General features: G+C 64.3%; 20 protein-coding genes and 2 pseudogenes. 13 read left to right on the top strand and 9 right to left on the bottom strand.

Annotated features, from left to right (window positions below):
- Positions 1-65: 65 nt before the first annotated feature.
- The 7 genes and pseudogenes from AC5Y49_RS05610 to AC5Y49_RS05580 form a co-directional block, all read right to left on the bottom strand.
- Complete coding sequence (locus AC5Y49_RS05610) at positions 66-1,268, bottom strand: PLP-dependent cysteine synthase family protein (protein WP_499884806.1); 1,203 nt, start codon at positions 1,266-1,268, stop codon at positions 66-68.
- 110 nt (positions 1,269-1,378) lie between these two features.
- Positions 1,379-1,795: a putative copper homeostasis (lipo)protein LpqS gene (lpqS, locus tag AC5Y49_RS05605; RefSeq protein ID WP_499884805.1), complete on the bottom strand. Its 417-nt coding sequence runs from the start codon at positions 1,793-1,795 to the stop codon at positions 1,379-1,381.
- A gap of 250 nt (positions 1,796-2,045) precedes the next feature.
- On the bottom strand, positions 2,046-2,693 hold the full coding sequence (locus tag AC5Y49_RS05600) for a DUF305 domain-containing protein (protein ID WP_499884804.1): 648 nt from the start codon (positions 2,691-2,693) through the stop codon (positions 2,046-2,048).
- A 425-nt stretch (positions 2,694-3,118) separates the two neighbouring features.
- Complete coding sequence (locus tag AC5Y49_RS05595) at positions 3,119-4,366, bottom strand: MFS transporter (protein ID WP_499884803.1); 1,248 nt, start codon at positions 4,364-4,366, stop codon at positions 3,119-3,121.
- A gap of 388 nt (positions 4,367-4,754) precedes the next feature.
- Positions 4,755-5,308, bottom strand: a pseudogene (locus tag AC5Y49_RS05590) (L,D-transpeptidase); the annotation flags it as partial.
- 131 nt (positions 5,309-5,439) lie between these two features.
- Positions 5,440-5,694 (bottom strand): annotated as a pseudogene (locus AC5Y49_RS05585) (anti-sigma factor family protein); the annotation flags it as partial.
- A 203-nt stretch (positions 5,695-5,897) separates the two neighbouring features.
- Positions 5,898-5,981, bottom strand: a complete 84-nt coding sequence (locus tag AC5Y49_RS05580) for a hypothetical protein (RefSeq protein ID WP_499886259.1) — start codon at positions 5,979-5,981, stop codon at positions 5,898-5,900.
- Positions 5,982-6,329: 348 nt separating this feature from the next.
- Here AC5Y49_RS05580 and AC5Y49_RS05575 point away from each other — a divergent pair, with 348 nt between their 5' ends.
- The 11 genes from AC5Y49_RS05575 to AC5Y49_RS05525 all read left to right on the top strand — a co-directional run bounded on the left by AC5Y49_RS05575 (position 6,330) and on the right by AC5Y49_RS05525 (position 16,786).
- Positions 6,330-6,650 carry a metal-sensitive transcriptional regulator gene (locus AC5Y49_RS05575; protein WP_499886257.1) on the top strand — a complete coding sequence of 107 codons (321 nt, stop codon included), beginning with the start codon at positions 6,330-6,332 and terminating at the stop codon, positions 6,648-6,650.
- A 346-nt stretch (positions 6,651-6,996) separates the two neighbouring features.
- Positions 6,997-7,788 carry a metal ABC transporter solute-binding protein, Zn/Mn family gene (locus AC5Y49_RS05570; protein WP_499884802.1) on the top strand — a complete coding sequence of 264 codons (792 nt, stop codon included), beginning with the start codon at positions 6,997-6,999 and terminating at the stop codon, positions 7,786-7,788.
- Positions 7,775-8,563, top strand: a complete 789-nt coding sequence (locus tag AC5Y49_RS05565; RefSeq protein ID WP_499884801.1) for a metal ABC transporter ATP-binding protein — start codon at positions 7,775-7,777, stop codon at positions 8,561-8,563. Before AC5Y49_RS05570 ends, AC5Y49_RS05565 begins: the two co-directional genes overlap by 14 nt.
- Before the next feature lie 62 nt (positions 8,564-8,625).
- The gene (locus AC5Y49_RS05560) at positions 8,626-9,531 is read left to right on the top strand and encodes a metal ABC transporter permease (RefSeq protein ID WP_499886255.1); all 906 of its coding nucleotides are present in this window, start codon (positions 8,626-8,628) and stop codon (positions 9,529-9,531) included.
- 251 nt (positions 9,532-9,782) lie between these two features.
- Positions 9,783-10,196: a putative copper homeostasis (lipo)protein LpqS gene (lpqS, locus tag AC5Y49_RS05555; RefSeq protein ID WP_499884800.1), complete on the top strand. Its 414-nt coding sequence runs from the start codon at positions 9,783-9,785 to the stop codon at positions 10,194-10,196.
- A 315-nt stretch (positions 10,197-10,511) separates the two neighbouring features.
- Positions 10,512-10,811 carry a PE family protein gene (locus AC5Y49_RS05550; protein WP_499884799.1) on the top strand — a complete coding sequence of 100 codons (300 nt, stop codon included), beginning with the start codon at positions 10,512-10,514 and terminating at the stop codon, positions 10,809-10,811.
- A 19-nt stretch (positions 10,812-10,830) separates the two neighbouring features.
- Positions 10,831-12,033, top strand: coding sequence for a PPE family protein (locus tag AC5Y49_RS05545; RefSeq protein WP_499884798.1), 1,203 nt, complete (start codon positions 10,831-10,833; stop codon positions 12,031-12,033).
- A 565-nt stretch (positions 12,034-12,598) separates the two neighbouring features.
- A complete protein-coding gene (locus AC5Y49_RS05540; protein WP_499886253.1) occupies positions 12,599-13,486 on the top strand; it encodes an alpha/beta fold hydrolase in 888 nt (295 codons plus the stop codon).
- 69 nt (positions 13,487-13,555) lie between these two features.
- The gene (locus AC5Y49_RS05535; RefSeq protein ID WP_499884797.1) at positions 13,556-15,073 is read left to right on the top strand and encodes a multicopper oxidase family protein; all 1,518 of its coding nucleotides are present in this window, start codon (positions 13,556-13,558) and stop codon (positions 15,071-15,073) included.
- Positions 15,074-15,261: 188 nt separating this feature from the next.
- The gene (locus AC5Y49_RS05530; RefSeq protein ID WP_499884796.1) at positions 15,262-15,393 is read left to right on the top strand and encodes a hypothetical protein; all 132 of its coding nucleotides are present in this window, start codon (positions 15,262-15,264) and stop codon (positions 15,391-15,393) included.
- Positions 15,394-15,442: 49 nt separating this feature from the next.
- A complete protein-coding gene (locus AC5Y49_RS05525) occupies positions 15,443-16,786 on the top strand; it encodes an MATE family efflux transporter (protein ID WP_499884795.1) in 1,344 nt (447 codons plus the stop codon).
- 245 nt (positions 16,787-17,031) lie between these two features.
- Here AC5Y49_RS05525 and AC5Y49_RS05520 read toward each other — a convergent pair whose 3' ends face one another.
- Positions 17,032-17,724, bottom strand: a complete 693-nt coding sequence (locus AC5Y49_RS05520) for a YoaK family protein (protein ID WP_499886250.1) — start codon at positions 17,722-17,724, stop codon at positions 17,032-17,034.
- Between the two features lie 360 nt (positions 17,725-18,084).
- Between AC5Y49_RS05520 and AC5Y49_RS05515 the strand changes: the two genes are divergently transcribed.
- Positions 18,085-18,426 carry a hypothetical protein gene (locus tag AC5Y49_RS05515; protein WP_499884794.1) on the top strand — a complete coding sequence of 114 codons (342 nt, stop codon included), beginning with the start codon at positions 18,085-18,087 and terminating at the stop codon, positions 18,424-18,426.
- A gap of 78 nt (positions 18,427-18,504) precedes the next feature.
- Positions 18,505-19,386 carry a hypothetical protein gene (locus AC5Y49_RS05510; RefSeq protein WP_499884793.1) on the top strand — a complete coding sequence of 294 codons (882 nt, stop codon included), beginning with the start codon at positions 18,505-18,507 and terminating at the stop codon, positions 19,384-19,386.
- Positions 19,387-19,451: 65 nt separating this feature from the next.
- Here the strand turns inward: AC5Y49_RS05510 and AC5Y49_RS05505 are convergent, their stop codons facing one another.
- Complete coding sequence (locus tag AC5Y49_RS05505) at positions 19,452-19,796, bottom strand: hypothetical protein (RefSeq protein ID WP_499884792.1); 345 nt, start codon at positions 19,794-19,796, stop codon at positions 19,452-19,454.
- Between the last annotated feature and the right edge of the window lie 217 nt (positions 19,797-20,013).

Below are 20,013 nucleotides of genomic sequence, written 5' to 3'. Positions count from 1 at the left end.
ATCAATTCCTAAAACGCGCCTCGAACTGCCCTAAATGTGTTCGTGTCTCATTGTTGTGTTCACCTTTATGCGGGGATTCTCTCGTCGTCGGCTGCGGCGTGGCGGGGTGCGGTTGCCGTGGGATCGACGACGGTGGTGCAGCGGGTCCAGCGATCGACGACGGCCTGAGCGGGTGTACTGATCTGATCGGGCCCGCTGGGCGGGGCGACGTCGAGCAGACCGTGTTGGCGGCAGTAGTCGTCGTTGTAGATGGTGTCGAAGTAGCGTTGCGGGCCGTCGGGAAACACCGCGGCGATGCGGGTGCCGCGCGGGTAGCTGCGCGCGGCCCAGCCGGCGACCAGCGCGACCGCCCCCACACTCCATCCGCCGCTGGTGTAATAGGTGGCGGCCAGAGTGCGCGCCGCCCACACCGCTTCGGCGGGCGCAACCCAATGCACCTCGGTGAAAGCGCCGTAGTCGACGTTGCGCGGATAGATACTCGACCCCAGCCCGCGCATCAGCCGCGAGCCGGCAGGTTGCCCGAAGATCGTCGAACCGATGGTGTCCACACCGATCAACTGCATCGCCGGGTTATGTTGGCGCAGCACGCGGGCCACCCCGGCCGAATGACCGCCCGTGCCCACCGAACATACCAACACATCGATGTCTCCGAGTTGGTCGAGCAGCTCCAACGCCAGTGGCCGGTAGGCGTCGATGTTGTCGGGATTGCTGTATTGGTCGGGGCACCAGGCATCAGGCTCGGCGGCCAACAGCTCGGCCACCCGGTCTTTGCGGGCCTGCTGCCAACCCCCGGTCGGGTGTGGCTGGCTGACCAGATCCACCTTCGCCCCGTAGGCAGCCAGCATGTGCCGGATGATCGGCTCCATCCCGGGATCGGTGACCAGAGTGACCGGATGCCGATACACCTGGCCAGCCAGAGCCAGTCCTAATCCCAAGGTGCCGCTTGTGGATTCGACGATGCGGGCTCCGGGCATCAACTCGCCGCGCAGTCGGGCGCGTTCGACCATGTGCATGGCTGGGCGGTCTTTCATACCGCCGGGGTTGGCTCCTTCGAGTTTGGCCCAAAAACCGCGCTCGGCGCAGCCGAACGGTTCGCCGATCCACAGTACCGGAGTGTTACCGACCATGGCGCCCACCCGGCGATACCGATCCGGAGCGTGGCGGCACTGCTGCGGAGTGGGGCGAAACCTATCGGTGGCAACGGGATACCGGGAGGAGGTGTGATTCCGCGAGATGTGCGGGGTTTCGATGGACAGAACATGACTCATGTGGTCCTCGCTTGGGCATGGTGCCGCGGAACAGCGTGCGGCAATTGACGTGGGTCAGCGGTCACCGGCCATCGGTGCCAAGGGCACTCAACGGCCTGACGCTGACCACGTCAGCGGCGAGCGAGGCAGAACCGGGTCAATCGATCTCGACCCGAAATAACAGGGGCCAGCCCAGATGGTGGGTCCCGCCCGGCCGCCACCACGAGGCCGCCGAGCATACCGATGACAGCGAGCGCTGCCACCACCACACCCAACGCACTCAACGTGGTGGCCGGACGCGGCAACACCGCGGAGGCGAACTCCTCAGGATGATGCGACGACCCCGACCCGTCCACAAGATGCGCGTGATCGACATCGACGGTGAACTCCGCCCCCAACGACGTCAACAACGGATGCGCCGCATGAGCTGCGTGCTGCTCACCCGACAACAGCCCACCATGAGCACCTACAGCCACAAGCCCCCACACCACGGCCGCCACCACAATTAATGACCGCAACCGCAGCCGACGGGGATTGGTAGACCTCATAACGCGGCTAGCCCAGGCACGAGTATCTCTGGCATCGCGCGATGCGAAGCCTGTTGTCGCCTGTGGAACGTCCACCCGCTTGAGTTTATACCCCCAGCCCGTACCATGCCAAGCCGAGCGGTTCGCCATGCGCTGGCTCGCACCTAAATCGCCGCGTGCGCAAGTCAGTTTCGTCAATTTTCGGCTCTCGCGAAAGACATGATCGTTGGTCCGGAACATACTGCTTCTCCAGTCCGAGGAGCGTGGGCTGCTACAGCGACCTCAAGATGCTCTGCATGGTATTGATCTCCCGCTGCTGGTCTGTGATGATCGAATGCGCCAGGGCGACGGCCGGCGAATACTGACCAGATTTGATTTCGTTTTGGGCCATCGTGATTGCGCCCTGATGGTGTCGAATCATCTGGGTCAGGAAGAGCTTGCTGGCGTCAACACCCTGTGCGTTTTTCAGGGCCTGCATGTCCTGTTCAGACATCATTCCGTCCATTCCGGTCATGCCAGGCGTACCTCCGTGGTCAGGCATTCCGGGTGTCATGCTGCCCGGCATCGCCGGCGATGTTGGCTGACCCCACTGGCTCAGCCAGCTCTGCATCTGTTGGATTTCAGGCCCCTGCGCTCCCTTGACTTGTTTCGCTAGATCGACCACGCGACGATCGATGCCCTGTTTACCCAGGATGATGTCGCTCATCTGAACTGCTTGCTGGTGGTGCGGGATCATGCGCTGGGCGAACGTGACGTCCTCGCTGTTGTGCGCCTGCGAACCAGCTGACGAACTCGCTCCGCCGGAAGAACCGGGCCCGGTGGTGCTGGGGTTGCCCTGATCAACTGAGCCGCCGCACGCGGTCACGGTAAGCAACGCCGCGACTGCAGCGGCACCAGTGGTCAATAACCGTCGCCTCATCTCAGATTTCCTTTCCAAGCCCGGAACGGGCGATGCGCTTCGCCTTAACCGGCTGTATACCCATGTACCTGGATGTCGTACCAACTAGTCCGACGACACAGTCGCTCTACCCGAAAGGAACCTGACGATGGAATTAGGCGCCGACTACTGGTCGGGGTGTCCGGATGTTTATCGCTGATATCCGCCCGCCGAGCCTGCCAACCGTGGAGCGGCTTACCAGCGTCACGCGCGGTCGTGCCAAGGTACACATGGCCTTTGATCAGCTCCGCGCAATGACCTCTGATACCGGGTTTGCCGACGCTCGGACCGAAAGTTGTCGCGCCTGTATTACATCGCTGCGGAACGGCGGCGCCAGTGACGACTGCGGCATCATTTCCAGCTGTCACGCGTTGGCCCTGGCCGTCGCTTCGACGGCCACAATCTCCTCACCGTGACGCGACAGTCTTCGCCTGCAGATAACCGCGGCGGTCGAGGCCGCGAAGTGCCAATGCGGCGATGATGCCGACGAGAATTAGTCCAGCCCAAGCGAGTTCGCCGAGCCCAGCCTCGCGTGCGGCTCCCATGAGAGCCCCGGTGGCCAGATTGCCAAGAAGGACTCCGGTGCCGACGATGGTGTTGTAGAACCCGTAATGGGTGGCCACCAACCGGCCTCCTGCTAGCGAGACGATCGTGTCCATCTCGAAGGGGAAGACCGCGGCGGCACCAGCGGCCAGTATGGCGGTGGACGCCAGGAGCGCGGCCAGTGCCGGAAAAATACCGAAGCGCTGCGCGTCGGGCGCAATGGTCAGCGGCAGGAATGAGCCCGCCAGGATAGTGGTGCCGATGGCCAGGCTGCGCCCGCGGTTCCAGCGCGCCGCGAGCCAGTGGGTGATCCGCAGCTGGCCAGCGACCGCGACCAGACCTGAAACACCGAAAAGCGCTGTCACTAAAAATGTTGCGAAGGATGGCGTGAGAATCGATGCCTGTAGCGGCATCGTGAGGAAGATCTGGGACGACAAGATGTAGGAGCCGGTCATCACTGCGGCGAACAGCAGAAAGGGCGGGTTGCCGATAACAACCCGCCACTCTTGCAGTATCGACGTCGGCACCGTTTCGGGATCGGCGCCGCGCGTTGGCAGTGTCAACAGTTGGGCTACCGTCAGCACCGCGGACAACGCCGCCGCCGAGAGCGCGCTGATCCGAAAATCGATGGCCACCAGTGCGACCCCGACCAGCGGGCCGACCAAAATCCCTGCCTGGTAGAAAATGTTGAACATCGCGAATGCTTCCACGCGGCGATCACCGGCGTCGACGGCGAGGTAAGCCCGGATTGCGGGGTGGAACAATGCGGCCGTCAAACCGATTGTCGCTGAAGCGATCAGCACAGCGGCAAAGGACTGCGTAATCGCCAGCATGGCGAACCCGCCGGTGCGCAACAGGCACCCGGAGACGATTAACGGTTTGTAGCCGACCCGATCGGCGAGCGTGCCGCCAATAATGAACATGCCTTGCTCGGAAAAGTTTCGAACACCCATGATCAGCCCGATGGCCCACGCCGCGAGCCCCAGCGGACCGGCGAGGTAGCCAGCCAGGTACGGCATCAGCATGTAGAAGCCGACGTTGATGACCAACTGGTTGACCATCAGTATCCGGCTGGGTCTGGGCAAACTGCGGAACTGCGCGATGAACGCCATTGCCGCATCACCTCAGTGGGGTTGACGATGGTGGTGTTCGATGATTCCACAACCAGCGCGCAACTGGCGCCCTTGGGTGGCCCCGACACCTTGCCTGTTGGCGCGCGATCTCCCTCCCAATCCATTGGCTGGTGCGCGTTCGGCGTTTTGAGATCTCTAGTCGGTCATCATGGACCGGGTCTGGAACCGCGGCGCGGCGCGCACGGTCCGCGAGGATCTTTGGCGATTTTGCCCATGATCGGCAGATCACCTACACCACCGCGTGGGGCTCATGGCACCGCCATTGCGTCGTATCCTGTGGCGCGACCGGGTTGATGTTGACGACCGTGATGTGGGTGGCGGTCGTGACCCGCTGGCGCTCGGGCCGGCCTGCCTTTTGTGACGGTTGTCAGGTCAGCGCACTGCCGGCCACCCACTGGTCCCACGGCATGGTCCAATCACCGTTCTGCCAGACTTGCAAAGGCTTGCCGCCGGTGTTGCGGATTTCGACGATGTCGCCCGGCCGGTGAGAAGCCGAAAAACCATCTCGCGTTGTCCTCATTGAGGTTGAGGCGGCCGTGCGACAGATTGGTGTTGCCTTGAGCCTCACGGTGCTGTCCAGCTGGTGCAGGTAGATACCGTCGGTGCTGATCCGGGGGGCGTAGTTGATCGTTTCCCGATTACCCAGCCGGGAGTTGATCGGCAAACCGAAGGTCGACGAATCCATGACAACCGGATTGGCTTTATCCATGACCGTGTAGACCCCAGGTTGTGTCCAGATGAAATCTCTTGGCCTGCAACTGTTTCGCTCCCACCCATATCAATCGATGTCGGCATGGTGCGCACCGACTCGCCGTTGTCGTACACGCTGACTTGCTTGGTCGCATCGTCCGCGATGGACACATGCGCATCGCCGGTGGTGAAACTCGTACGAGCGTCTTCTTGGCCGTAGATGCCTCGGCCTACGCACGTAGACCGTAGAACGTGCCGGGCGGTCACCCCTCAAGGATTGCCGGCGCCAACGTCTCCGGCTGCAGTTGTCACGAATGACGTGCTCCATGAGCAACACCGGATGTGACCGCCTCGGCGGAGCCTGCGACTGATGTGGGCTCGCAGCTCGCGGCCACCTCTTCACGCTCGAGTAATGCCAGCAGAGCGGGTATCCCGCTGAGTTCCGTGACGGCCGCCCGGCAGACCGGGCAATCTGCCAGGTGCGCCTCGAATTCGCGCCGATCCTTCGCGGACAGTGAACCGAGCACGTATGCGGCGTCCCAGACCGCATACTCGTGGCGGTTGTGTCCCCGCGGCTCATCATCAGGGACCGTCTCGCGGCCCGGAAAGGGCGTCACCGAATTGCGCCCCTTTCGCTGGGTAGCGCCGTGTCGAACAGATCGTGTTGGATCGCCAGCGGAAAAGCCGACGACGAGAGAGTGGAGATTGTTCATCAGGATCGTCATTTCGATATCGGTGCCGCGAAGAGTGTGGGCGGCAGTTGATATGGTCAGCAGTCACCGGCCGTCGCCGCAGCGCACAACGACCTGATGCTGACTGATCAGCGACGAGACAGACAGAACCGCGCCAGGAGGTCTTGACCGGTCAGAACAGTAGCCAGCCCGCCCCGACAACAGCCCACCATGAGCGCCCACAGCTATAAGCCCCCACACCACAGCTGCCACCACAAGTACCGACCGCCACCACCAGTCGGTGACGCCCGCAAGCGTCCGACCAACCAGCGCCCACCCGCTCACCCCGTGCGCTGGTGGTTGCACCACATGCGGGACGTCCACCCCACAACCCCATACCCCCCACTAGTATAGGTAACGAATCTCCGTTTCCGTCTTCGACGACAGGATGGCCACCGCTCACCGGGGCGGCGCCGGAGTCGACGATGGATATAACCTCGGCGGGGAAGATCAGCGCCATGGGCTCTGCCATTGCCCGGAAATTCTCAGCCGGCGATCACCAGGAAAGCAATAATGACGCCATGCCAACCAAATCAATAGCACCGAGCTTGGACTCAGAACCGCACGGCTACATCTCCAACAAGGACCGCTACCTGGACCGGCTCCGGCGCATTGAAGGGCAGGTCCGCGGAGTCCAGCGGATGGTGGAGAATGATCAGTACTGCATCGACATTCTGACGCAGGTGAGCGCACTCACCCGCGCTGCGCAAGCCGTGGCCCTTGGCCTATTGAACGACCACCTCAGGCACTGCGTCATCGACGCCGCCCAGCTCGGCGACGAAGAAGCAGACCTCAGAATCAAAGAAGCCACCGACGCCATCGCGCGACTCGTACGCTCGTGATCATTGACCGGCCGCCTTCGCCGTCGCCGGGGACCTGGCTGGATCGCGATCCGTTAATCCACACTATTCCCGCGGACTTTGACGTCGGTGGCGCCGAGCTCGAGTCGCGCGCGAAGCGCTGCGCTCGCACACCGCACGGCAGGGCTGGCTATCGCCGGCCTAATCGAAAACGGTTATCATTTCCGTCATGATCGCGTCGCGGGTTGGCAAACTGAGCCTTGCCGTCGTCCTAATGCTCGGGGTCGGGTCGGCGCTCGGGGGCTGCTCCGCGGGCTCGGACAATAGGCCATCGACCAGCACCGGTGCGCCGGCCGCAGGACCATGCCCGACCGCTCCACTCGATGTAGTGGTTAGCGTGGCCCAGTGGGGCGATATCGTCGCCACGCTTGCCGGAGGCTGCGGGACGGTGACCACCGTCCTGACGAGTTCCTCGGTTAACCCACACGACTATGAGCCCGGCCCAGCCGAGGCCGCGTCCTTCGCGACTGCACGCCTGGTCGTCTTCAACGGCGCCGGTTACGACCCGTGGGCGGCCAAGCTCGCGGCGACTTCTGCCCCGACAGCCGCCGTAATCAACGTGGCCCAAGCGACCAAAACGCCAGATGGTGCCAACCCGCATCTGTGGTACAGCCCACCAGCCGTCATTACTGTCGCCGACGCAGTGACGGGCGAGCTGACCAAATTGGCTCCTTCGGCCGGCGGCTACTTCGCGAAACAGCGATCGGCATTCACCAACGGCATCAAGCCGTACACCGATGCCATCGCCACGATCAAAGCCAGCGCGTCAGGCAAGTCGTATGCCGCCACCGAGCCCATCTTCGACCGCATGGCACAGGCACTCAGCCTGGTCAACAAGACACCGGAGGGCTATCGGCGGGCCGCGGCAAACCAGAGCGATCCGTCGCCCGCTGATATCCAGGCATTCCGCACCACGCTCGCGGCGCGTCAGATCGATGTGCTGATCTATAACACCCAAACCCAAGGGTCGGTGCCTGAGCAGATCCGTGCGGCAGCCGAACAGGCGGGGGTGCCGGTCGTGAACGTCACCGAGACGGTTGGGCCCGGCGCGAGAACGTTCCAGAGCTGGCAGACCGACCAGCTCACGTCCCTGGCTAAGGCGCTCCGTGTCCGCGCCTGATGTCGATTCAGATGGCATCGCATTGGTGTTCGACGACGTCAGCGTGGTGCGTGGGGGACGGCTGATCTGGTCAGAGAGCACGTTTCAGGTGCCGGCCGGTGGCATCGTGGCCATCATCGGATCCAACGGAGCAGGAAAGACCACACTTCTACAGGCGATCCTGGGACTGATCCCAATCGCCTCAGGTCAGGTCAAGGTATTCGGCAAACGTCCGGGCGAGGACAACAACTCCATCGGCTACGTCCCGCAAAATTGCGCTTCGGGCGCAGACGAGGCGATCCGTGTCGCCGACGCGGTGATGCTCGGGTTGACCGGCGGCAAATGGGCCTTCGGACGCGCCACTGCCGCCCAACGGCGTCGGGTCCAGGAGGCGCTGCAGGCAGTGCACGCAAGCGAATTCGCCGGCACGCGTCTCTCCCGGCTATCCGGCGGCCAACGCCAACGGGTGGCGATCGCCGAAGCGTTGGTCGCGCGACCGAGGCTCCTCATTCTGGACGAGCCGCTGGCATCACTGGACCTGTGTAGCCAGCGCGACATCGTCAGACTGCTCAAAGACTTGCACCACGACCTGGCTGTCACGATTCTCGTTGTGGCGCATGACCTTAACCCGCTACTGAACGCGCTGGACAGCGCGATCTATCTCCTCGACGGGCACGCCCACTATGCTGCCGTCGACGGGGTGGTCGATGAAGCGCTGCTCACTCACCTCTACGGGACACCGATCGAAGTTGCTCACACGCCCCAAGGCCAGCTCTATATGAGGAGCGTTGTATGACAACACAATTGGTCGCCTTGGGCTACCAGGCCGACTGGTGGCCAATCCTGACCTCACACTTTATGCGTCATGCCCTGCTGAGCGGGACGACCGTCGCGCTCGCCGCGGGCCTCATCGGCTATTTCATCGTTGTCCGCAACACCGCGTTTGCGGCGCACGCCCTGGCACACGTCGGGCTGCCCGGCGCGACGGGTGCGGTGTTAGTCGGTGCGCCCCTCACTTTGGGCCTCGGGGTCTTCTGTGTCGGCGGTGCGCTCGTCATCGGCGCACTGGGCAAGCGGGCCGCCGACCGCGAGGTCGCCACCGGCACCGTCTTGGCGATGGCCATCGGCCTGGGACTGTTCTTCAACTCACTGGCGACCAGAAACTCCAGCACCATGACCAGCATCTTGTTCGGAAACCTGCTGGCCGTTTCGCATCAACAACTTCTCACCTTCGCGGCCCTGCTGACACTTCTGGCTGCAAGCATCGGCGCCATCTACCGCCCGCTGTTGTTCGCCTCGATCAACGCCCAAGTCGCCGAGGCCAAGGGCGTGCCGGTGCGGGCATTGTCGATCATCTTCATGGCACTGCTCGGAGTCGCGGTGACCATGGCCGTTCAAGCCGTTGGGACCTTGCTGCTCTTTGCCCTTGTCGTCACGCCTGCTGCGACAGCGATCATGTTGACGGCGCGGCCGGGCACCGCAATGCTCATCTCGACAGTCATCAGTGTGGTATCGGTCTGGGTTGGGCTCGCGGTGTCCGCCATGTTCAATGTGCCACCGAGCTTTGTCATCGTGTCGATTGCTTGCATCACGTGGTTCGTCGTGCGGGTGGCACATCACCGCGTTCGGCCGCGCGCGAAAAGATTATCCGTTTTGGGCCGGCATGCAGCAGACGCGCCGCGGGCTGGGGACAATCCGCCGCCCGAGTTGGCCGTACCGATGTCAGCGCAAAGAACCGGCGGCAAATCCCCCAGCGGCGGGTGACCCCAAAACCGCACGGTCGCGAGCCCCATCCGAGTCGCCCGGCGAGACGCCGCAAACCGTGTGCTTATACGGTTACCCGGTGCCGGTAGGGCCGCATGTGGCGCGCGCGCGGCTGCCGCGCAGTGTGATGGCCTCATCGTTACCTGCTGTGTGACTACGGAATATCGGCCTGATCACAGCCCCACGCGCGCCGCTTTGACGCCGGACTTCTGGTATACCCCCGGGGCGCATGCTGCTACGATCGAGGCATTATGCGGTTGAGCGACGCACGTACACGGCCACGGTGGCGATCAGTCATCGCCCTGGCGGTCGTGGCGTTGCTGGTCGCCCTCGTCGGCCACCACTGCGGGTTGCAGCCGACCGAGCAGATGCTTCATCCATCGCGGCCGTCGCTTTCATCGCTGGACGGCGAGCTCGTTGTCAACGCCAATCAAGCGACCATTGCTGGCCGCTCATCGTCCGCATGCCACCATGTATTTGCGATCGCATCGCCGCCGCTGCCCCCCACTGACTTGGTTGCGGTTGGCGCCGCAGCGGCAGTAATAGCTATCACCGGTTTGCTTGCCCTGTTTGTGGTGCCAGCTGGGCGGGGCCCGCCTCGTGGGCTGGCCACTGTTTTGACCGGTCAAGACCTCTTGACGCGGTTCTGTTTGTCTCGTCGCTGATCGGTCAGCGCCAGGCCGTTGGCTCTGCGGCTACGGCCGGTGACTGTTGACCCACGTCCTCTGCCGCAACACGATCTGCTCGACAGCGTCCGGCGAGCGAGGCGGGCGTCGTCAATCACCCGGCCCAATACGCCATATGGCAGCTTTGACCGACCCAGCCGCTCGTCGGCACTAAAAGTCCTATCCGCAGCGGCAGCCCACCCGAACGAACCACCGGGGTACAGGGAAAAGAGCCCGGCAAATAGGCACAAGTAAACACCGCGTGAAAACACCGTCATCTGCACTCGGTGACGCTATTGCTAAAGGAGACAACATATGTCATTCGTCACCGCACAGCCGGAAATGCTCGCATCCGCGGCCGGCACGTTGCAGGCCGTCGGCTCAGCAATCAGCTCCGGCAATGCTGCCGCGACAGCACCGACCACTGAAGTGGTTCCGGCGGCCATCGACGAGGTGTCGGCGCTGACCGCTACCCAGTTCGCCGCGCACGCTCAGATGTATCAGACAGTGGCTGCCCAGGCCGCAGCTATTCATGACCAGTTCGTGGCCACCTTGACGGCCGGCGCTGGTTCGTACGCGGTCACCGAGGCCGCCAACGCGACCGCGACCGGATAGGCGAAACGGAGGAAAAGAAATGGATTTCGGGGCGCTGCCACCGGAGATCAACTCCGCGAGAATATATTTCGGTCCTGGCTCAGGACCCATGATGGCCGCCGCCGCCGGCTGGGACGGGTTGGCCGCCGAATTAAACTCGGCGGCAGCCGATTACGGATCGGTGATTTCGGGGTTGACGGCCGGCCCTTGGCGAGGCCCAGCGTCGGCCTCGATGGCGGCTGCGGTCGCCCCCTATGTGGCCTGGATGAACACCACCGCCGCCCAGGCCGAGCAGGTGGCCAACCAGGCCCGGGCCGCGGCGGCTGCTTACGAGACGGCGTTTGCGGCAACGGTGCCGCCGCCGGTAATCGCGGCTAACCGCAGCCTGCTGATGTCGTTGATCGCGACGAACATCTTGGGGCAGAACACTCCGGCGATCGCGGCCACCGAGGCCCACTACGGCGAAATGTGGGCCCAGGATGCCACGGCGATGTATGGCTATGCCGGCTCGTCGGCGGCCGCGGCCGCGCTGATGCCGTTTGCCCCGGCCCCCCAGACGGCCAATCCGACCGCGCTGGCGGCGCAGGGTGCTGCGGTCGCGCAGGCCACTGGCACCTCCGCTGCGGCGAACACCCAGGCGGCACTGTCGCAGGTGACTTCGACGCTACCCGCGGCGCTGCAGGGGCTTGCCTCGCCGCTGTCGTCCGCATCGTCCACGTCGTCTCTGTCCTCGTTGAGCTCGTCTCTGAGCCCTCTGACTACCGGCATGTCGATGACCAGTTCGGTCGGGTGGATATCGAGTTCGCTGCTGTCGAACGCGAACCAGCTGAAAAATCTGATGCCGGCCGTCAGCGCCGCCAGCACGGCACACGCGTTGACGCCGGGCCTGGCCGCGGGGCTCAGTCCCGGAGTGGGTGCGTTGGGATCGGCAGGTCCAGGGGGTTTAGCAGGCCTGGGCGCCACCGGGGTGGTTTCCGCGGGAATGGGCCGGGCAGTACCGATCGGCGCGTTGTCTGTGCCACAGAGCTGGGGCGCGGCAGTCCCAGCCGTCAGCCCTGTCGCAACAGCGTTGCCGGGCACCGCCCTCGGAACTGCGCCGGACGTCATGGCAAGCAATCCAGGAGGAATGTTGGGCGGGTTGCCACTGGCCGCCGCGGCTACGCGCGGCATACCGGGTGGCGTACCTGATGCCCGGTTCCTCGAACGCCCGCCCATGGTGCCAAGCTGGTCGAGCCTGGGATAGCCGAAGATCCATCACTCAGTTTCAGCGTGGTCGCGCAGTACCGCACACCATAGTCAGCCGCGTGACGTGGTCGTGTTTCAATCAAGAATGCTGCTATCGTCGCGCGTTCGCTATAATGGCGGACATTGTTGCAGCAGTTGTTGATTGGGGAATCGCTACAACAATGATCGCAGGCATTCAGCGCTTGCCACGCGCTCGCCGAGCGGAGATTGGGAAATGCGTGCTGGAACGCTACCAGGCAAGCAAGCTAGTGTTGTCCACTTTTTTGCGGGAACCCATCTGGGTGAACGGCCGAGGTCGACAAACTGAGGACCGTTTGCAGATGTACCCTGCCGGGGTATAGGTTTGCGCATGTGGAAACGGTTCGCTGGTGAAGGACAGGTGCTATGCCGGGCGGTCTCACACGTGTTCGTCATGGAGTGGGCGGCGATCCTGCGTGATGTCGGCGCCCGGCCTGGGCACCCGCCGGATCACGGCACGGGTGCGAGAACCGCTCCGGTGGAAAGTCTTCTACAGCAGCTGCCGCACTCGGCTCGCTGAGTTCTGAACAGGAAGAAAATCCGTGATGCATACTCTGGGCCGCAGTCACTTCGCCCGTCTCCCAAGCGGGCGCCAACTGCACTACATGACCGCGGGCACCGGCGGGCCCACAGTGGTGTTCGAATCCGGTTTAGGCGCCTCACGATCCGAGTGGGGCCTCGTGCAGCCAATTGTGGCACAACGATTCCGGACCGTGGTCTACGATCGGGCCAATCTGGGGCGCAGTGATGATGACCCCGGACCGCGCACGCTGGAACGCATCAGCGGTGACCTCACCCAACTGCTGTCAGCGCTGGATGCGGGCCCCTACATCCTGGCCGGACACAGTTACGGCGGAACGATCGCCCTGGCAGCTGCCGCCGCGAATCCGTCCAACATCGCAGGGCTGGTGCTCATCGATCACGCCGACGAACACGTCAACATCTGCTGCGGGTCGCCGCTCAAACGCCTGCGGCAGATCGTGCTGGCAGGCCGATCAGTAATCGGCGTCCTGAGGAGCCTGCGCCTGATACCGCTGGCCGTCCGGTGGGCCATGCCGGGCATGCCTGCCGACGTGGTGCACGATCTGGTCACCGAGGATCTCACCCCACGCGCCGCTCAGGCGGCCGACGAGGAAGAACGATTCTTCATCGAGGGCCTGCGTAATCTGCGGAGTCATCCGCCTGTTCTCGGCGACGTCCCGGTCACCGTCATCTCAGGGATGAAGTCGACGATCTTCGACAGGCCCGTCCGCGAGGCTTTCGTGGCGGCGCACCGCCAGACTGCAGCGCGTTTGGATGCGCGTCACGTCCCAGCGGCGCGGTCGAATCATCAAGTGGTCTTTACCGAGCCACAGCTGGTCGCTGACGAGATCGTCCGGATCGCCGACCACCGGCGCGAGCTGGCGCCCCACGACCAGCACGGCACAACGTAACGACGGGCACCAGCCGACGCACCTCTTAGAGCTGTGACACCACCGTTAACTATGGAAGAAGGGACTCGGGTGACTAGACCAGCGTGGAATGACCTGCAACTGAATCGGCGGGCGTTCGTCGCCGCCTCGGTGGCCGGCGGGGTCGGTGTGGCGTTGGCAGCCTGCGGTCGGTCGACGGATCCCGCGCCCAGCCTCGAACAGGCCATCGCTGCCGCCGAGGCGGCCCGCCCGCACACCGGCCGCACGGTCAGCGCCACGCTCACTCCGCAACCGGCGACAATCGACCTCGGCGGCCCGCTCGCACGAACCTCCGCCTACAGCGACGCCCTCCCCGGTCCGCTGCTCCGCGCCAATGTCGGCGACGAGCTCGCCGTTACCGTAAAGAACCGGCTCAACGCCCCGACCTCGGTGCACTGGCACGGCATCGCATTGCGCAACAACATGGACGGCGTCTTCCCGGCCACCCCGAACATCGCCGCCAACAGCGACTTCACCTACCGATTCACCTCCCCGCATCCGGGCACCTACTGGGCGCACCCCCACGTCGGCCTGCAAGCCGACTACGGGCTTTACCTACCGGTGATCATCGACGACCCCGCCGAGCCGGGCGACTACGACACCGAATGGATCGTCGTCCTGGATGACTGGACCGACGGGATCGGCAAGGGTCCCCAGCAAATCTACGACGAACTGAAGACCATGCACATGCCGGCCGAGATGCCCGGCATGACTGCAATGCCCGGAATGACCGGCGTCGGTACCAGCAGCCTGCTCGGCGGCGACTCCGGCGACGTCGACTACCCCTACTATCTGGTCAACGGTCGCGTCCCCGCCGCACCCACGACCTTCAACGCCAAACCAGGGCAACGAATCCGCATCCGGCTCATCAACGTCGGCGCCGACACCGCCTTCCGCGTTGCTCTGGCCGGGCACGCCATGACCGTCACCCACACCGACGGGTTTCCGGTCGTACCCACCGACGTGGACGCCTTGTTGCTCGGGATGGCCGAACGCTACGACGTCATCGTCACCGCCGGCGACGGGGTCTTCCCCCTAGTCGCCGTGCCCGAAGGCAAGAAGGCACAGCCGGGGCGAGCCCTGCTGTCCACCGGCGCCGGCACCACACCCGACGTGAACTTCCAGCCACCCGAGCTCAACCGCCGAGTGGGCACCGTCGACATGTTCACCGCCACACCGGCGGCCAGCCTCGAATCAACGAAATCAGACGTCAACCTGGCTCTGGAGCTCACCGGTTCGATGTCCAATTACGACTGGGGCATCAACGGCAAGCCTTACCCGAAAAACCCGCCGCTGACCATCAAGCAGGGTCAGCGGGCGACCCTGACGTTCAACAACACCACGATGATGTACCACCCCATGCATCTGCACGGCCACACTTTCCAGGTGATCAAACCCGACGGCAGCCTGGGCGCACGCAAAGACACCGTCAACGTGTTACCCAAACAAAAGATCGCCACTGTACTGGTCGCCGACAACCCCGGCATCTGGATGATCCACTGCCACAACGCGTACCACCAGGAGTCTGGCATGATGACCACCCTCAATTACACCGCCTACACCAGCTGAGCGTCGCATGGACTTCGCTGGCGGCCACACGAAGCGCCTGAGTATGCGTGCAGCACCAAGGCTTTCCAGTTCTCACGAATTCCGTTCCGCCGCAGAGGCTTTCCCGCTGAGTCGGGTTTCGGGTCAGCGAGACCTCCGCTCTTAGCTGTGGAGCCTGGCGCGAGGCTCGGCGCATCGGAGGATGGCTGGTGCCCGTCGATCTCGCCGACGTGCCTCGCCGCTTCACCGTGCGGGTGATGCTCGCTGCGCTGCGCTGTGCCTCGGTCGTCGGTGCGCTGGGCTTCGGCGGGCGCAACCTCGATCCGCGCCGTACCGTGTGAGCGGGGCGGGGGCACTAGCCGTGGACTTCGACGACAGGGCTAACCAGAGTTGACTGACAAACCCAGGCCTGCCGCCGACGGCCGACAAATCGCCGGCTTGACACTGCCCACACTGGGGGTGCTGGCCGCAGAGCCGCTCTATGTGCTGTTCGACACCGCCGTGGTCGGCCACCTCGGGGCACTATCGTTGGCGGGTCTGGCCATTGGCGGGCTGGTACTCAGCGAGTCGCAGTTGACGTTCCTGTCGTACGGAACCACGGTGCGAGCAGCGCGGCTCTTCGGATCTGGCGAGCGCGCGGCGGCCGTCAAGGAAGGAATCCACGCGACATGGCTGGCGCTGGCCTTCGGCGCTGTGATCACGATCGGGGTGGAAGCTGCTGCCGTGCCACTATTGGCGGTGATCGCGTCCCGCAGTGACATCGCGGGGGCGGCGTTGCCCTGGTTACGGATCGCGATCTTGGGCGCGCCGGCGATTCTGGTCTCGCTGGCGGGGAACGGGTGGATGCGCGGCGTGCAGGACACCGCGCGCCCCCTGCGCTATGTCGCAGCCGGTTTCGGGCTGTCAGCACTGCTATGCCCACTACTGGTCTACGGCTGGCTGGGATTGCCCCGCTGGGGCCTGCCCGGCTCGGCGGTGGCCAACCTGGCCGGTCAGTGGCTGGCCGCACTGCTGTTCGGCAGGGCGCTGCTGGCCGAGCGGATCTCACTACGTATCGACCGTGCTGTGCTGCGGGCGCAGTTGGCGCTGGGCCGTGACCTCCTTGTCCGCGTTGTCGCTTTCCAAGCGTGTTTCGTCTCGGCCGCCGCGGTGGCTGCTAGGTTCGGTGCAGCAGCGATCGCCGCGCATCAGGTGGTAGTGCAGCTGTGGAATTTCATTGCGCTGGTTTTTGATTCGCTGGCCATCGCTGCACAAGCGCTGGTCGGTGCCGCGCTGGGTGCGCACAATGCCGTGCATGCCAAGTCGGTGGCATGGCGCATCACGGCGATCTCGCTGCTGGCGGCGACGGCGCTGGCGCTGCTGCTCGGTGCCGGGGCAGCGGTGATGCCCGAGCTGTTCACTCACGACCAATCGGTGCTGACAGCGATCCGTGTGCCGTGGTGGTTCCTGGCCGCCCAACTTCCCATCGCCGGGATTGTCTGGGGTCTCGACGGGGTGCTACTCGGCGCCGGGGACGCGAAGTTCCTGCGCAATGCAACCGTGATCAGCGCATTAATCGGGTTCTTGCCGCTGATCTGGTTGTCGCTCATTTTCGGCTGGGGACTTGTGGGCATCTGGTCCGGCCTGACCACGTTCACGGTGCTGCGACTGGTCTTCGTCGGCGCTCGCACGCTCTCCGGTCGCTGGCTGTCACCGGAACCGCGCGAGCGGTCGCCTCGGCGGCGTGAACGTTAGCGTGTTTCCCGCCTATCTCTCAAGCTGGCGAGAGGATTTTCCGCCTACGATGCGAGGACCCTGGCCAGACTGCGGGGCACGCAGGCGGTGGCGCGGCCGGCGCAACTCGACTTGCGCGTGTTCAGCTAAAGCACGGCGGGCCCCGGCGCTTCGCCCTCTACACCACACCCCGCTGTATTGGCCCGAAAGGGGCCGAGCTACCGCTGGAAGCGGCAGCTGATCGATTCCCATTGTGGTGAACCGCATTATGTGGTGGCGGCCCTCGGCGGACGGGCAGGGTATGCGGACCCGGGTCTAGGTGCCGCGCGAGCCGCCCGCATGCGACGCCTGCGGTCATGCAGCACACTGGCGACGGCGACAGCTACGCACGCGGCGGCCGCAGGGATCAGCGCATGGTCGCCGATGCGGCCACCGATTATCACCCCAGCACCAGCACCGCCGACGAACAGCACCACTGTCGTCGTCAGAACGGCGGCTTTCGCCTTGTCGACTCCGTGGCGGTAGGCGCGACCTACGAGCAGGCCGAGGTCGGTGACGGTTCCGGTGAAGTGCGTGGTACGAATCGCCATCCCGGGAAAACTAGAAGTCATCCCGTTCTGCAGCCCGCAGGCGGCGGCGGCCAGCGGCGCCCTGACCAAAGGATGTTCGAAACCAGCGGCGGCCAGCAACAGCGCTGCCTCGGCAAGCAGGACCGCAGCGTGACGCGGGCCGGTGTGGCTCCGCGCGGCAGCCAGCACCATACCGGCAACGACAGCACCGGCCAGGAATCCGACCACGATCCCGGCGATCATCCGGCCCGAATACAGCAGCGGATTGGTGCTGTGCATGCCGATTTGCGTGGTCAAGGCAGTGAGGTTGCCGACCGGGAAAATCCAAACCAGCAAGGCCACCGAGTTGACATAACCAGCGACCGCAGCGAGTAGCCCGCTGTAGCCCAGCACGAGCGTTCGCGGATTTCGAGGGTGTGGGTTGGTAATCTGCGGGATGGTCCGTTCCGTCCGGCGATGGTTGCGGGCGCAAGGGTAACATGGTGTTTAGCAACTCGTCGTTATCCCATTCTGCCCGCAGGCCAATGTCGAATTTTGCCAGTGCTGGCGGTAGGCGACCGAGCCATCATTTGGGAAGTGGCACTTACCAGGAAATCAGCGTGAATGAGCTTCGGCCGGAACGACCGGGTCTATGTCGCGGCGACGGTGGGCTTGGATCTGGATGCGGGCACTCCCTGGAGGGTTGCCGGCGTAAGGCCTTCCGGGGCGGGCGCGTGTGACACTCAGTAAGTCGCCGCTAGACTTTCTACCGTGGCGCGCTACGAACCGCCGGACCACAGCGGCGACGATGAGACTTTGCGTCTCAACCCCGGCAGGGCTGGAAACCAGCGTTCGCAGACCCCCTGGTACCGCAAGCCCGTGGTGCTGTTGAGCGTCGTCATCGCGATCCTGATCTTGCTGATTATTTGGGGCATCGTCGCGCTGTTCACCGGCAACCAGGGCGGCACGCCCGCCCCTACGACGCCGGCGACTACCGCGACAACAGCGCCGACGGCCACCACTACGTCGGGCGGGTTTGACCTTCCCTCGTTGCCATCGGAGATCACGCTTCCGTCGCTGCCGTCGGTAATCACGCTACCGTCGCTGCCGTAACCTGGGCCGCGCACCCTTCAGTCTCCTTCGGACCGGTTCTGCTGCTGTTGGCCGACGGACTGCCGTAAGTTCCTTTAGGTGCTGCGCTGGCTGCATGAGGATATCGTCGACCACGGCCAACTGGCTTTATTGTTCTGTCTGGTCGCATTCATCCTGACGTTCTTTGTGACGCGCATCATCGTGCGTTACGTTCGCCGTCACGCCGACACGGGCGTGCCGCCCCGGTGGTGGCAACCACGAAATATCCGCATTGGAGCGGTGCACATCCACCACGCGGTATACGGGGTGATCCTGGTGATGGCATCCGGGCTGATGATGGTCACCTGGGCCGTCAAGGGGCAGACGCCCGAATTCATCGCGGTCGCAACCGTTTTCGGTATCGGGGCCGCGCTGGTGCTCGACGAATACGCGCTGATCCTGCATTTGTCCGACGTGTACTGGGCGGAGGACGGGCGATCGTCAGTAGACGCGGTTTTCGCCTCGGTCGCGGTAGCGGGACTGCTGTTGCTGGGTTTTCACCCGCTGACGTTCCTCTTAGCTTTGTGGCGCGACTACCACTCGCTGGTGGCGCGGACCACCGTGATCGGTGGGGCGGCAGTAACGCTGGCGCTGGCCGTGGTGGTAATGCTCAAGGGCAAGGTGTGGACCGGCCTGCTCGGCATGTTCTTTCTACCGCTGCTGGTGGTGGGCGTGATCAGGTTGTCGCGCCCGCACGCCCCGTGGGCCCGCTGGCGGTACAGCAACCAACCGGAGAAGATGCGCCGTGCGCTGCAGCGGGAACGCAAGCTGCGACGCCCGGTCGTGCGCGCCAAGCTGTGGCTGCAAGACGCGATCGCCGGTACCCCGCGCTTTCCCGACGAGCGCACCGTCGACGTCCAGTTGGACCGCCAAGTGCACGCCGCGCCGCCGCCTGAGGACGCTCCGCGCACCCAGCCAGTCAGCAACGCTAGCTTGACCTGATGGCCCGGCGCCTCCGGTCCGTCCCAACACCAACCACTGACCGGTGCCGCCGGGCCGGTCGGCCGTTACCTACGGCCGTGCGGACCCACGTTGATGCCACCGCCGCTGTCGGTGCCAGCGCCGCCACTGACACTGTGCGGGCCGAGGTTGACACCACCGCGGATGTCGGTGCCGGCGCCGCCACTGACGCCGTGCGGATCGAGATTGGCCCGGCCGCCGGTGTCGCTGCCGACGCCGCCGCCGATCGGACCAAGGTTGATACCGCCGCCTATGTCGCTGCCGCCGTTGACGCCGATGCCGCTGTCATTTGGAACAGCGCTAGCGACGCCGGCGCCTATACCGAAAGTGCCGAACGCGAGTGCCGTGGCCGCGGCAATTGTCCATCTGCGAAGGTTTCGCTTTGTCTTCATCGAATTCCTCTCTAGAAGCGGGGGCCAACTTAACCGAAAGCGGTGGCAGATCCCGACTTTGGACCTATACCCCTAGGGGGTTAGGGTGTATCAGCTCGACATTATGCGGTTTTTCGAGTGCCCGCAACCACCAATCGCCTCGATGCCAAGCTGCGTAAGGTAATCGTCTCGAAGTATGGCCGGGAGGTGTGGTGGCAGAACTGGCGTTGCACGGAGG

Source organism: Mycobacterium sp. NGS62 (assembly GCF_059812285.1).
Note: the sequence above shows the minus strand (reverse complement) of the source record. Positions and strands in the feature narration are given on the sequence as shown.

Coding starts and splice junctions, on each gene's coding strand:
- AC5Y49_RS05545 (WP_499884798.1), top strand. CDS start 10,831: ATGGATTTCGGGGCGCTGCCACCGGAGATCAACTCCGCGAGAATATAT.
- AC5Y49_RS05505 (WP_499884792.1), bottom strand. CDS start 19,796: ATGAAGACAAAGCGAAACCTTCGCAGATGGACAATTGCCGCGGCCACG.
- AC5Y49_RS05600 (WP_499884804.1), bottom strand. CDS start 2,693: ATGAGGCGACGGTTATTGACCACTGGTGCCGCTGCAGTCGCGGCGTTG.
- lpqS (WP_499884800.1), top strand. CDS start 9,783: ATGCGGTTGAGCGACGCACGTACACGGCCACGGTGGCGATCAGTCATC.
- AC5Y49_RS05575 (WP_499886257.1), top strand. CDS start 6,330: ATGCCAACCAAATCAATAGCACCGAGCTTGGACTCAGAACCGCACGGC.
- AC5Y49_RS05550 (WP_499884799.1), top strand. CDS start 10,512: ATGTCATTCGTCACCGCACAGCCGGAAATGCTCGCATCCGCGGCCGGC.
- AC5Y49_RS05595 (WP_499884803.1), bottom strand. CDS start 4,366: ATGGCGTTCATCGCGCAGTTCCGCAGTTTGCCCAGACCCAGCCGGATA.
- AC5Y49_RS05610 (WP_499884806.1), bottom strand. CDS start 1,268: ATGAGTCATGTTCTGTCCATCGAAACCCCGCACATCTCGCGGAATCAC.
- AC5Y49_RS05580 (WP_499886259.1), bottom strand. CDS start 5,981: ATGGTGGGCTGTTGTCGGGGCGGGCTGGCTACTGTTCTGACCGGTCAA.
- AC5Y49_RS05560 (WP_499886255.1), top strand. CDS start 8,626: ATGCGTCATGCCCTGCTGAGCGGGACGACCGTCGCGCTCGCCGCGGGC.
- lpqS (WP_499884805.1), bottom strand. CDS start 1,795: ATGAGGTCTACCAATCCCCGTCGGCTGCGGTTGCGGTCATTAATTGTG.
- AC5Y49_RS05540 (WP_499886253.1), top strand. CDS start 12,599: ATGCATACTCTGGGCCGCAGTCACTTCGCCCGTCTCCCAAGCGGGCGC.